Annotated in this window: 5 protein-coding genes; all 5 read right to left on the reverse strand. The window is 66.6% G+C overall.

Translation table 11 applies throughout. The features are described 5' to 3' along the window. Positions 1–212: 212 nt before the first annotated feature. From ACGF4F_RS04775 to pglX, 5 genes are read right to left on the reverse strand one after another with little or no spacing between them, the layout of a single operon-like run. Positions 213–2333: a DEAD/DEAH box helicase gene (locus tag ACGF4F_RS04775; RefSeq protein ID WP_393074842.1), complete on the reverse strand. Its 2121-nt coding sequence runs from the start codon at positions 2331–2333 to the stop codon at positions 213–215. Further along, positions 2330–3637 (reverse strand): BREX system ATP-binding protein BrxD, encoded by a 1308-nt coding sequence (gene brxD, locus ACGF4F_RS04780; protein ID WP_393074845.1) that lies wholly within the window; start codon positions 3635–3637, stop codon positions 2330–2332. The genes ACGF4F_RS04775 and brxD overlap by 4 nt, the downstream gene beginning before the upstream one ends. Next, positions 3634–6429: a BREX-2 system phosphatase PglZ gene (gene pglZ / locus ACGF4F_RS04785; RefSeq protein ID WP_393074848.1), complete on the reverse strand. Its 2796-nt coding sequence runs from the start codon at positions 6427–6429 to the stop codon at positions 3634–3636. Before pglZ ends, brxD begins: the two co-directional genes overlap by 4 nt. Beyond that, positions 6426–10169, reverse strand: a complete 3744-nt coding sequence (locus tag ACGF4F_RS04790; protein WP_393074851.1) for a hypothetical protein — start codon at positions 10167–10169, stop codon at positions 6426–6428. The genes pglZ and ACGF4F_RS04790 overlap by 4 nt, the downstream gene beginning before the upstream one ends. 31 nt (positions 10170–10200) lie before the next feature. Next, positions 10201–13752 carry a BREX-2 system adenine-specific DNA-methyltransferase PglX gene (gene pglX / locus ACGF4F_RS04795; RefSeq protein ID WP_393074854.1) on the reverse strand — a complete coding sequence of 1184 codons (3552 nt, stop codon included), beginning with the start codon at positions 13750–13752 and terminating at the stop codon, positions 10201–10203. Between the last annotated feature and the right edge of the window lie 2 nt (positions 13753–13754).

Genomic DNA, 13754 nt, shown 5'->3' on the forward strand with positions numbered 1-13754 from the left:
ACACCTTCACGAGCGCTTGCACGTGCAGGCCCCGTCGCTGTCGCGCAGCCGGCGGGCCCGGTCGGTGAGGGTGAGGTGTGCCAGGGTCAGCACTGGAGGGCCAGAGCATCGTGTCGGAGGTCCCCATCGAGCCCGAGACTGGAGAGGCCACATTCCCGAACTTCGTAGCCGAACTCGAACACGTCACACCGCCGGCCTGACACACTGCCTGGCTATGTCTGAACGAACCGCGTCGGCTCCTGCAGGACAGCGGTTGCGCCACCGAGGTCGGCGAGGCGAGACGCTAACGTCGCCAGCGCGAGCCGCTCCGGCAGCGCTTCGCTGAACTTGAGTCCATCAAGAGCCTTATTGTTGACCTCGGGCAAGCACAGACGCTGATCTGCGTCGGCGATGAGTGTCCGCCATTCTTCCCGAGAGAGATTCGCCCGTAAGCGGACCTGGCAGTCATCGAAGCGTTGGACCGGGTCGACCACCTCGGTCAACGTGGCCGCCAAGGTGGCGTTCGCGCGGAAACCGGCCCAGGTCCACCACCGCAGGTCATCGCCGTGCCGATCGCGAAGGATGACGCTGCCACCCGGATGCACCATCGCGGACCGCTCTTCCCGCTCCTGGGCGAGCCGCTTGACTGCTCTGTGAGTGAGCTTTACCGGGGGGTCGGCGCCGAGAAGCACCTCGCGCATGGCGCGGCTCAGCTCAAATCCGAGGCCTGCCCAGCCCCCGGTCGTCCAGCGAGCCTTTCCGCCGCCATCGGCGGGTTCGACGAAGCAGCGCCGCCGCCGCCAGTCGATGTAGGTGACCCGCCAACTTCGCCCGTTGAGGAGCAATCGACGATCGCCCTGCACCTCCTCGGTGAGCAGGGCCGGGTCGACGCGACCCAGCTCATCGCGGCCCACCAGGACGGTGAATTCGGGTGCTCCGGTGAACACTGCCGTCATGGCCATGAAATGCCTGCGCCCGAAGCGCCGTTCGGCTTCCGGGCCGATGTAAAGCATGTCGCTGTCGCTGTCGAGGTAGCCCTGATGGATCAGGTGGCGGATGATCGGGGTGGCGGCGCGTCCGAAGGGGTCGAGACCGTTCCACCACTGCGACCAGTTGCGATCTCCCACTCGGTGCTCCTGCAGGCAGAGCGCGAGCATCTGCTGGGCGACGATGTGCCGTGGCTCGGGTGGAGCGACGACTGGCTCGACCCATCCGCGGCCCCAGAGCACGAGCAGGGCCGCCGCCTCCAGCAGGGCGTCGCCGCTGCGGGTGAGGAAGAGGCAGTTGCGGATGCTGCCTGGCCGTCGACCCGTGCGCCCGAGTCGTTGCAGGAATGAGGCCACGGTCGAGGGGGCGTCGATCTGGACGACGCGGTCGAGGTCGCCGACATCGATGCCCAGCTCGAGTGTGCTGGTCGAGACGATGACGCAGTCGCGCGCCTCGGCGAATGCCTCTTCCGAGCGTCTTCTTTCGTCGGCGGACAGCGAGGCGTGCGACAGGAACGTAGTGATGCCGCGCTCCCGTAGGAGACTGCCGAGCTGTTCTACGGCCTGCCGGGATTCGCAGAAGACCAGCCGTTTCTCACCGACGTGCAGCCCTGCGAGCACAGTAGCGGCGTTTTGTAGGGAGCCGACGAAGTCGAGCTCGATCTCGCCCGGCGGCGCTGTCGCCGCGGTCGCCGTCGCGGCGACCGGCAGGTCGGGAGCGATGACGCGGCCAGCCCGGGCGCCAGCCCTGGAGCCCTGCAGCCAGGTCAGCAGGCGATCCGGATTGCCGACGGTTGCCGAGAGCCCGATCCGCTGAACGGGATGACCGATCAGATGGGTCAGACGTTCCAGGACGGCGAGGAGGTGCCAGCCGCGGTCGTCGCCGGCGAAGGCGTGCACCTCGTCGACGACCACGGTGCGCAGTCCTGCGAAGAACGCCCGATGGTCGACGTTGCGGCTGACCAGCATCGATTCCAGCGATTCCGGCGTGGTCAGCAGCACGTCCGGGCGGGCGGCCAGGATGGCCCGTCGCCGCGGCGCGGTGACGTCACCGTGCCAGAGCGCGGCTCGCCGTCCCAGCCAGTCGGCGTAGCGTTCCCAGCGCGGCAGCAAGTTGTTGAGCAGGGCTTTGAGCGGGCAGAGGTAGAGCACCGAGGTTCCGGACCAGCTTTCGGCGGACATCCGGGACAACAGCGGAAAGGCTGCGGCTTCGGTCTTGCCTCCGGCGGTCGGGGCGAGAAGCAGGGCGTCCTCGCCGGCTAGTAGCGGCTCCACAGCGGCTTCCTGCAATGGACGCAGGCCCGGCCATTGCAGGGAGTTGACAATGTGGTGCAGCAGCACGGGATGCAGCAGGCCGGCGGTGGTCACAGGTCCAGTGTGATGTCGTCGGCACTCGCGGCGTTGCGTTCCACGTCGGTCATCTCCGCTGCCGACATTGTCGGCGCGTAGTGCCGCCTGGGATCGAAGTCGGGGAACTGGTCGACCCTATCGAGGACATCGCCCACCAGCTTCTTCAGGTACAGGCGCGGCACGATGCCGACTTTTCCGCCCAGGCCACCGGCGACGGCGCGGGCCAGTTGGTCAAGGTACGTGTCGTCGACCAGAACCCGTATCCGGCCGGCTGCGGGTGACCCGTTGGAGTAGAGGTCCCGGACGCGGCCGCCCAGCTCGACTAGGGATTCGATGGTGAAGCCGGGCAGGCGGATCTGCACGGCCCTGGGGTTGTCGAATCTCGGATCCGTGCCGAAGTCGACGGCGAGCCGTTGTGCCAGCGGGGCGAGGCGCTGCACACCCTGCTGCCCGTCGTAGAAGGCCGGCGTGCCGGTGATGACGAGATACAGCCCGGGGAAGCGGCCGGAGTGCACCTCGTCGATCAGTTGCCGCAGCGCGTTGAGTGCCTTGTCCCGGACGTCGCCGCGGACCCGTTGCAGCGTCTCGACCTCGTCGAGGACGAGGACCAGTCCCGGATGGCCGGCGTCCCGTAGGACGGTGAGCAGCCCTTGGAGGAAGGCCATGGCGCCGAAATGGTCGAGCTCGCCCCGAATGCCGGCGGCTCGTTTCGCTGCCATCGCGACCTGCGGCTGTCCGGCCATCCACGCGGCCAGCCCGTCGGCGATGACGGTATCGCCGGCGCTCAACGCCACCCGGTAGCCGCGCAACGCCAGTGCAAAGAGGGGGGAGTGCTTGCTGACCTGGGCGAGGCGCTGTTCGAGGAGCCGATCCACGGCCGCGCCCACGTCAGCCTCCGCGGCGGGATCAGCTTGGAGCGCATCGGCTTCCAGCGTGAACAGCCACGAGTCGAGGACGGCGCGGAACGCACTAGGTGGTATCGACGCCGTCCGCATGGACTCAGTGATGCGCCGGTACACGGTCTCCAGCCGGTGCAACGGCGTCTGAGCCTCGGAGATTTGCACCTCGGCTGCGGCGAAGCCGTGCCGAATAGCCCGCTCGGCCAGGTGTCGCGTGAAAAAGGTCTTGCCGGCACCGTACTCGCCCCGTACCGCCTTGAACACGGCGCCACCGGAGCTGACCGTGTCGAGCTCACCGTCGAGGGCGGCGGAAAATCGGTCGAGACCGACCGCGAGCATGTCGAGACCGCTCTCGGGGACGGTTCCACGGCGAAGCGCGTCGATCACCTCGCGCCGGCGTCGCTGGGAGACGTCCGGCGTCACGAGGGCACCTCGAACTGCTCGGTCAAAAGTTTGACGTCGAGCATGACCGTGCCGGTGGCCGGTTCGGCGGCCAGGACGGCGTACCCCTCGACGTTGAGTAGTTGCTGGACCTGCGTCAGCGCACCCCGCAGTCTCGTCTGGGCGACGCCGAGGGCTTGGGCGGCGGGGATGGGCGCCAGCCGGTTGGCTGTCGCGCCGGCCAGCGCGTCGATGATTCCGGCGATCTGGTCGTCGGTGACAATGAGGCGGCCGGCGATCTTCCGCTGTGCCTTATAGACGGGGCTGGTCACGACGGCACGGCCGAGCGTCGTCGTCGGTTGCTTGGTGACCTCCGTGGCCTGGTCGAACAGGTTCTGCTCAAACGGCGCCTGATTGAACAGAGTCGGGCCGGTCTGGCGCCCCCCTTGATTCTTGCCGCTCGCGGCCTTCGGAGCCGGTGAGTCGGTGGGTGTCGGCGAAACGGCAGCAGAGGTGAGCCACCACGTGGGCTCCTGCGGCGGCAGCAACTCCAGACCGGCATGGTTGCGGGACTCATCCGGTACGAGGACGGCGACCGGGACGACCACCTCTGCCGCGCTCGCTCCCCCGTGGTAGCCAGCCTTTAGCGGGCCGTACCGGAGGGTCTCATCGACGGCGAGGACGGCTCGGTGGTCGTTTGTCAGCACGCGAGGGCCGCTGACCTCGATCTCGTCTTCCTGGACGGGAGCGGTGGCCGGGCGAGAACGAGCGCTGGAAATCTGGGGGTGCGATCGCTGGGTGCCTTGACGGCGTTCGACGATGTGACCGTGATCGGCGGTCACGACGACGGTCCGCCCTGCGGCGGCCGCCCGAGCGAGCAGCGGTTCGAGGTGTTTGACGGCATCGGCGGTCCAGACCGTGCCCGCGGGGTCACTGCGGTCGAGCGCGTCGTCGATCGTGTTGAGGACGACGGTCACCAGCGGCAGCTCGATGTCGTCGATGGCGCCGCCGACATCCGGGCTGACCGACCAGCCTGCTGCTGTGGTGTCCACCGCCTTCTTGTGGAAGAGCCGCGCGAGGACCTTCCCGCCCTTGGCGGTCACCTCGGCGTAGCCGTGTTGTTCTTCGGATTGCTGCCCGCGGGTGAGGCGGCCGGAGAGCAGGGATGCGCGACTCACCTCGGTTACCGACGGCAACACCGCGAGCGCCGCCGTCCTTCGCAGCGAATCGGCACCAGGCAGGGCGGCCTCAAGCCAGCCGAGCCGCCCGGTCGCGTCGGACAGGATCTCGGTGGCGACGGCGGCGCTCATGCCGTCTAGGACCAGCAGTAGTACGGGTGTCTTGCGGGCGAGCGGAATGACGCAGCCCGGCAGCAACTGTTCCAGGTACCAGACGGTTCCCGAGCCGGCTGGCAAACCGCGGCCGGCAGGGGTCGGCGCCGAGGCGAGCGCCCGGGCGAAGTGGCGTTCCTGTGCGCGACGCCGCTGCTGCGCGGCCGTGACGACGGCGTGCAGCGCACCGGACAGGCTCGGATCGTCCACCCCGCCGAACGCGTCGTTGATCGCCGCGTCGGCCCATGCCGCGCTGTCCAGATATCGGCGGGCGAGGAGGCCCAACTCGGGAGTGTTCGCGGGGGTACCGGGCGCGGAATCGACCTCGGTAAGCCATCGGACCAGCCGCACCGCAGCCTCGAAGGCTCCCCGGAACGGCGTGGTCGCGGCGAGCCGGTGGGCCCGCACCGCTGCCCAGGCTTTCTCGACGGTGTCCGTGTCGCCGGCGCGGCCGGGTGCCGTGACGGCCCCGCGCAGGCCGTCGGCGAGCGCGACGAAGCGCGCCCGCAATCCGCCGGCGAGAAGTTCAGAGTGGCGGGCCAGCGGCTCGGCCTGGATCTGGGTGAGGATCGCGTCGGCCCGGTCCAGGCAGCGAGCGACGTCGTCGTCGGCGCGCCGGTCGTGAATCAGGTCGGACAGCAGCGCGTCCGCGGCTTGCCCGAGGGCGGCCAATGCGGCCGGCGTAGGGCTGTATTCGCCCCACCGCGGTTCGAGCCGGACCAGAGCCAGTTGAGCCTGATGCGTCGTTGGCGGGTCGTACCGGTCGTTGGTCAGCAGCCGCAGAACCAAGCCGAGCGGTACCACGTCGGCGAGTTCACCGCGGGACAGCAGCGCCCGTATCGGGCCTGCCGCCGAGCCCGCACGCTGGGCGATCCAGTCGAGTGTGGTGTCGGCCAGTAGGTCCCCGACGCTACGGCGCAGAGCGCCGAGGGAGGCGACACTCCGCGCGGCGATTGACCAGCGGAGGACGCCGAGGACATCGGCGGTATCCGTGTCGAAGTCGAGGTGGATGGCGGCAACTGCACCAAGCGCATGGGTACGGGTGAGAACGCCGGCCGGCGCGGCTGGCCAGCCCGCGGCCGGGGTGGCGGCCACCAACGCCGTGGCCAGCTCCCGGTTGTCCGGGCGGCTGGTCAACGCGGGGTCGATCCCGGCGGCCGCGAACCGGGCCCGGACCGCCTCCCACGGATCCGGTCTGCGCAGCCGCTGCCAGACGAAATGAGCCAGGATACCGGCACCGAGATCGTCGTCATCACGGTCGGTAACGATCACCAGCCAGTCGCCGTCGCGGTGCTCGCCGAGCATCTCTCGTGCCGCCAGTGCGGACTCGGCCACCCGGACCCGTACGGTCTGGCCCTGGTGCTGCAGGTCGACGGAGGTGGCCCGATCAGGGACGCCGCGGAGGCCGATGACGCCGGTACGGTAGTTCTTGGCCAGGGCTTCGTCGATGATGGCGAGCACCATCGATGCGCTCACCCGCGTCGTGGCCACGGCGACGGTCACGGCAGCACTCGCCACGTCACCTCGACAGTGACGTCGGGGTTGGCGTCCAGGAACTTCCGCACCTGGTTCATGATCTCGCTGTTGCCTGCTCCGCCCGCACGACTGGAACTCCCGGCCGTGGGACCCGACACAACGGATGGCTTGGGCTTGGGCTCAGGATCCGCCGAGGGCGCAGCTTTCGCTAGCCAGCTGAAGATTCCGTCCTCGCAAACTGCGAGCGCGCGTCCGATCGGCACCGGCAGCTCGTCCTGCTCCAGCGCTGACCGAAGGCCGTTGACGACAGCGGCGGCGTCCGCAGCGCGGCTGTCCTCCCCCTTCATCGCCTCACGCAGCGGGTCCAGCCGGTGCCAGGGAAATCCCGTGAGCGCTTTCCCGACCGTGTCCGCCGAAGCCAGCGACTTGCCTGCCGCGACCGGTGTGGCATCACCGAGGTTCGCCTTCGCCAGCACCTGAACGAGCTTGACGCCGTCGAGGTGACGCAATTGCTGCACCAGCGCGGACCCAGCTCGAGCGGTCCTCAGCCGGTTACCGTCCGCAATCTCCAGGCGCCGGTACGCCGCCTCAATCGCTCCCACCAACCCGGGCGCCGTCTTCGACAGTTCCGCTGCCTTGACGGCGACCTGCCCGACGAAATCGGCCACAGCCGGCGCGGTGAGATACGCCCCGGCCACAACGCCCAGCATCGCGCCAGCCACGGTTCGCGCCGACTCCCAATCATCGGCCGACGGCAGCTCCTGAGTGCGCAGCTCCATCACCGGGGTGAGCGAGCCCGGCTCCGGTACGACCGGCAGAGCCGTCTCCTGCTGGAACCAGGCACGCTGCCGCAGCGCCGCCCACGCGATGATGACGAGGTCGGCGACCTCGTCCCGCAGGCCATGGGCGGGCGACACGTCCCGGATCCAGCGCCGCAGCTCCGCGACGGTCACCGGCCCGTCGGCCGGCTTACCCTGTTCCTGCGCCCGCCGGCCGAGTGCTCGTTCGATCTCCTGACCCCATGGGGTGAACCGATCGTCACCGAGCAGGAAGTGCATCTCCGTGGCCTTGCCGACGCCGAGCGGCTCCGCGATCCGGCGCACCACTGCGGCATCGGCCACCAGCTCGACGCGTTTCTCGCTGTCCGCCGCCGTCCGCGCGACGTACCGGGCGACGGCCTTGAGGTCGCGGACCTTGACCTCCACATCACCCGGCTCGAACGCGGGATGCGCCGGGTATAGGGCCTTGAACGCCTGATCGAGCAAATTGTGAAAGGCCTGGCCGAGCGTGGCGCCGACCGGATTGGCCGGGGCGAAGCGCCGCTCGAAGGAGAACAGGGTCCGCTCGTGCGACGCGTCCTCGAGGAGGACGCCCGGGCGTGGCGACGCGGCGCCGTACGCCTGCTGCACCGCATCCTCGAGGCTGCGCCGCAGCGTATTGCGCTGCGACTCCAGAATGGACCGGGCAAGGGCACGGTCGGCCTCGCTGAGGTGGTCGGCCTTGCCCTGCCAGCGCTCGGCGCTGCCGTCGAGCAGCCAGTTGAGGATGACCAGGCGTCGCAGCTCACGGATTTTGTCATCCGACAGGAACCGCGGTAGCCAAACCACGGTGCGCTCCTGTACGCCCCGGGCCACCATTTCGTCCAGCCGTCGTAGGTCCTCGACTGTGGAGTGGCCAGGGTCGTCGAACGGGTGGTCGATGACGATGCGCCAAGTGTCCGGAGCGGCACGGAAGTGGTCGTCAGACAACCAGCTACGGTCGCGGACGTTGCCGAAAAGCACGTCGACCTTGCGCTTCGAACCACGCCAGACGAAGTCGTACGGATATGCGCCCTGCAGATCCTGACCCGCCAACGTGACGCCCAGGCTTTGGCTGACCAGGTCCTTCAGCAGCTCACGACGCCGGCCATCGTTGTCCTCAGCCTTAGCCCGCTCCACAATCGACTCATAGTCGACGTCCGACAGCTGCACCCTGATCGTCGGATTGCGGTCGTCACCGTCCAGGTGGATCTCCGGGATGTCCCGGGCCCAGGTGCGCACCTTGGACAGCACCACGGCCGCCTCACCGCCCGGCAGCGGCGACACGATCGACCCGTGATTCAGCGACGCGAGCCGGGCAGCGGTCAGCGCCATCAGGGCCGGCACCTTCGGAGCGACGGCCGACAGCAGGAGAGTCTTAGCCAACCTGTCATCGGTACGGAAGCCGGGCGGAACCTTCTCCGGCTCTTCCCGCAGCGTCCGCTCGTCGATGCCGTGGATGCCGAGCAGCAGCGGCCGCACCTTGTCCGTGTACAGCTTGTTGGCCGATCGGAAGAGCGCGGCCGCCTCGGCGTCCAACGCCTGCCCGGTCTGCCCCTGGACCACGAGGTCGAAGGAGTCGCCGACCGGAATGATCTGGTCGATGGTCAGTGTCTCGCGCCGGTCGACGAGCATCTGCTGCATCACCTTGAGGGCGGTCCGCTCGCGCTGCATGACACTGGCGAGGCTGCGCAGGGTGGAGACCAGGGCCGGCGAGAACGGGTACGTGAGGCGGAACGCCTTCTCGTCGGAGCCGCGATGGCGTTCGTCGGTGTTCACGCCGTCGAGGAGCACATCCCAGACGGCGGGGCGCCGGTCGATTGCACGAAATGCACCTTCGAGAACCGCGGCAGCTTCGGCGTCCTTGGGCTCCAACAGGCGGCGGTTGGCGACGTACGGCAAGTTGTCGTCGCCGAGCGGGATGACCCCGAACCGGCCTTCCTGGTGGCGGAACGCGCGGTCCAGCGCGTCCTGCTCCGCGCCGCTCGCACCGGAGTCGGCGAACCAGCGCCGCAGGTCCATCTGCCGGGCCACGAAGGAGATGAGCGGGATGGGCCGCCCGCCGATGGACGACTCGACCAGCTTGGTGAGCTTCTGCGACTCCCGGCGGAAGAACTCCCGGTCCTGCACCGAGAACGCCAGCCACAGGACCAGCTCGTCGAGGAACAGGACCACGGCGTCGTAGCCGAGACTCTTGGCATGCACCGAGATCGCCGCCAGCCCGGTGTCCAGGTCCACGTACTCCGCCTGCTGCGTATATGAGCGGAAATACGTGTCGACCAGAGCCGACACCAGCTTCTGCCGGCTGGGACTCGCAGCCGAGGCGGCACGCGCCTCGGCGTAGCGGACCGCATCCCACTCACCGGCGCCCAGCACGGCAGCCCACGGGTCGGCCTTGCCGTCTCCCGCACCGTCTGCCTCGCCGTTAAGACCGGCAAAGAACTGCTGGTCACCGAGCTGGGCTCGGTAGCGTTCGGCATCTTCTAGAAGAGCATCGGACTTGTGTACGGCGGGCAGCGGCGTACCTGGATGACGTTCGGCGATCTGGCGAATGTATCCCTGGAAGAGAGCCTCCTCCATCGTCCGCGCGCCGAGAAGGTGGAAGGCGAGTGGCAGGATCTTCCGGTCGAGCAGGACGGGATCGTGGCGCGTCACCACGGCATGAAGCTCAGTCTTGTCCCTAGCGGCGGGCTCGTGCTGGAGAAGGGCATGCAGCACGGCCATGAAGTGCGACTTACCCGAACCAAACGAGCCAGTGAGGAACGAACCACGGCTCGTACCGGAGGTGATCCCTTCGGCCACCAGGCCCATCGCCGCGTCGAATGCCTCGACTAGCGCATCGGTAACGACGTATTGGTCAAGCGTGCGCTGGACCGCGCTGTGTCCGACCGAGTCGGTCAGACGCAGAACATAGTCCTCCGCGCCGGCCCGCTCGGGAATTTCGAAGACGTCGCGGAGCCTAGTGTTCACGCCTTCTCCTCAAACTGCGTCGTCATGGCTGTCACGCTTTCGGCCGCCGTCCGCGGCCGGCGGCTGGCGGCTTCCAGGCGCCAAGCTGCTCGACCGTCATGCCCACCTGGTGAGCGCGGCCGCGCAGCTGCTCCTCCAGATAGTCCGCCAGGTTGAGCTGGTAGGTGGGGTCGGTCTCGTCGTGCCACTGCCGCACCCAGGGCTGAAGCTCTGCGAGACCGGCGACCAGGGGGACAAGCTTATCGTCTGCCCAGCCTTCGGCCTCCCGGTCGGCGATGACCGCGTTCAGGGCGAGGGCCTGCTGCGCGTGGTCCCAGCCGGCCCAGCCGAGCAACTGGGTGGGGTCGGTCTCGCGGCCGGCGTCCGGGTAGAGGATGAACCGCTCCTTGGGCACGTCGAGCTTGCCCCGGTGCTGCCACCACGGCTGCTTCCGGAAGTCTGCAGTTGCGTACTTCGGCGGTACTGGGATCTCACCGACCTTCTCGCCCTTGTCCTCGCGGCGCTGCAGCTCCCAGGTGTGCTCCCAGGCTTCACGCTTGCGAAGTCCAGAGTCCTTGAGCCTGTACGCGGCCAGGAAGGGCACGCTTTCAGTGTCCAGCAGAGCGGATAGCTGCTGGGTGACCGACCGGTCCTTGCGGCCGTCCCAGAGCTGCAAGACGGAGACGAGATCATCGTCGCGGGTCACGATGTCGGCGAGCTGCGCAACCGACCGCGCCGTGGGCCGGCCCTGAGCATCGAACCAGTACGAGCGGGTCTCCAGTCGGTCCAGCAGCCACGCCCGCAACGCCTTCTCGACTCGTTTGTCCCATGGTTCCGTCCCCCAGCGCCGCTTGAATTCGGGACGCTCGATCAAGCCGACAAGGTTGTTGGCCTTTATCGCATCGATTCGCTTTAGTACCAAATCCTGATATGCCTGTGGCCAATGCGATGGAATCTCCGTCGCTGGATCTATCCTGTGTCGGGTAAACCAAGTATGTGCACTTCCCGGGGTTCGGCGGGCAAGTGCAATCTCGAAAGCTCGTTCGCCTGGACGGATATCGGGTGCCGGCCCCTGACCGTATGTCAAATCCTCGCTGATTAATCCGAAAGCATGATAAACCTGCCAATCAAGCTCCTCCTGCTCGGTCACCAATCTTCTGAATAGTAATTGAGTTGATTCCTGCAACGCATCCAGACTGCGGTCTGTTGTCGCGGATTCAACGACTCTTGCTAGCTCAGCTGCAAGTCTCGCAGAAACATCTTCCAAAGAGCCTGCTCTGCCGCAGGGGAGATTCCGAGGGATCGGGAAACCTAAAAGAGCAGTGGCGTTGAACTGATATCGGTCCGACCATGGCTGCTGTGACACGCGGGCTCCCGAGTCCCCCACGGGGTCACCGCCTTTAGGGTAGCAGTTCTGCTTCAGCCAGAAGCAGGCGGCCGAAGAATTAAGCAGGCCGACTAAGCCTAGAAAGGTCTCACCGGGAGTGCCCTTCGGCAACTTGATGACCGGCGCTGTTCGATTGAATACTTTATCGCCCTGATCGAGCTTGAAATGATTATGTGTAGCAACTTCGGCGTAGCAAATAGCTGCTGGTTCTGAATTTCGGTCAAGTGGCAGTTGGTGCCAGTCTAGCCAATCTCGTCCGCTGGATCGGTATGTTCCCCCGCCGAATACGCCCCGGTTCCAGAGCTCGGTCCTCAATGGCCAAAACAGCTTGATCCCAGCTCCCAGGGCCTGCTGAGTGGACTCCACGCCGGTTAGGGCGCGCGGCATAAGAGCATACTCGTCGAAGGAAACGGACCAGTCGCGAACTGAGTCACCACGCGCCGCCTCGCGGAGCAGGCCTTCTGTGACACCCCATCGGCGCATGACGTGCTGGGGCAGAAAGAATGCCTCGTCGGCATGTGAATCTCCGTAGAACCCGATTCTCGTTACATAGCTCGACAAGGGCCTACGAGAATCATTCAACGCTGCAAGGACTTCAGCAGCTCCGCCGCCTGACAGGCTCCATGGATGCTTACGAAGCGCCTCGCGCGAGATGTTTGTTACAGAGATGTAATCGTTCTCAAATTCGTCATTTCGAATATTTTCAACGATCGAGGTCCACACGAGGCCGCTTGCAGGGTTCTCTGGCTTTCCTGGTTCCCCTCGGATGCCGAGAGCGGCCCTCACGGTATCCCCCGTTGGTTGCTGTGGTCGCCCCACCAGAATCACTGTAGGCGTTCCGTGTCCAGGAAGATAAACGCCTGAAGTGTCTACCACGAGTCTGAGGTCTTGCCTGTTTAGGAATTCCTCAATTAAGCGCGACCCGAATTCTCTTTTCATGAAAGAGTTGGAGGTGATCTGACCTACCCAGCCGGCTGGGCGGTCATCTACGGCAGCCTTAGCGAGCTGAAAGAACCTTTCCATGAATGGAACCGTTAACGCGTAGGTCCCCTTGCAAGTCGTGTAGAGCTCGCGGTAAGCTAAGTTCAGCTTCTTATCCTTGGCTGAAATGTACGGCGGATTCCCGACCACGACATCGTATCTAAGCGGTTCGAGAATTGACCGTAGCGCCACAAGATCTTCTGTCGCATACGTGAACCCGCCAAGTCCCGCATCATGGTCGATGAGGCCGGGAAGGTCCAGCGCGAGCTGTTGTCGCCCGTGCAGCAGCGAATCGCCGGCTGCGAGATTAATTTTGAATGCTGGGGCGTCTTCCAAGGATCCAAGGTCGGCCGCCTGAAGCGCTGCGACTAGGAGTCGAAAGCGGGCGACGGCGACAGCGAAGGGGTTAAGGTCCACGCCGTGGATGGCGTCAAGGACTTGCTGCACCCGGGCTTGTACCTCTAAACCGGGCGCGTACGCAGCCCAGCGATCGTTGAGCCGTGCGAACGCGCTGAGGAGGAAGTGGCCCGACCCGCAGGTGGGGTCGATGAGCTTGAAGCCTTCGAGCGGTCGCTCGGCGAGCGCCGGCTCCATTGTCTGGTCGAGGATGAACTCCTCGACGAACTCCGGGGTTTGGAGCAGCGCGAAGGTCTTCTTGGCGTAGTCGGAGAGGTCTTGGTAGAGGTCGCCGAGGAAGCGGGTCGACAGGTCGGGGTCGGCAAGGTCCCAGACGAGGTCGCCGTCGGCGGTGCGTTCGCGCCAGAAGCCGATGAGCCGCTTGGCTGCCTGACCCGACGGTGAAACCGTCCACAGCGGAGAATGCGACTCGACCAGATCCCGGGTCGCCTTCGTGCTTCGCAGGTATTCGACCGCTTGGAGCACCCACTCCCGGTCGGTGTCTTCGGGGTGGGCGCGGAAGTAGGCGAGTTCCGCGTCCAGCGCCTCCTGCCGGCGGTCGGCGGGGCCGGCGATCCAGACCGGCTTGAGCAGGCGGTTGTCCTCGCAGAATCGTACGAAGACCGTGGTCAGCACCCACGCGACGGCGGCCTGCGTTACCCGGTCGTCGCGCCATTCCTGCCACGACATGGCCGTCCGCTCACGGCTTTCCGCCGCCTTGTGCTCCTGCTTCCATCTCGCCAGGACGTCGGGCTGCGAGGTGACACGGTCGCGAAGGTCGTCCTCCAGATCGAGGACTACCTTCTTGAGCGCTGCCGTCAACCCCGTTGAGACCGCCATTG

This window comes from Micromonospora sp. NPDC047740 (assembly GCF_043204735.1).
In the GTDB taxonomy this organism is placed as follows: domain Bacteria; phylum Actinomycetota; class Actinomycetes; order Mycobacteriales; family Micromonosporaceae; genus Micromonospora.

Coding starts and splice junctions, on each gene's coding strand:
- pglX (WP_393074854.1), bottom strand. CDS start 13,752: ATGGCGGTCTCAACGGGGTTGACGGCAGCGCTCAAGAAGGTAGTCCTC.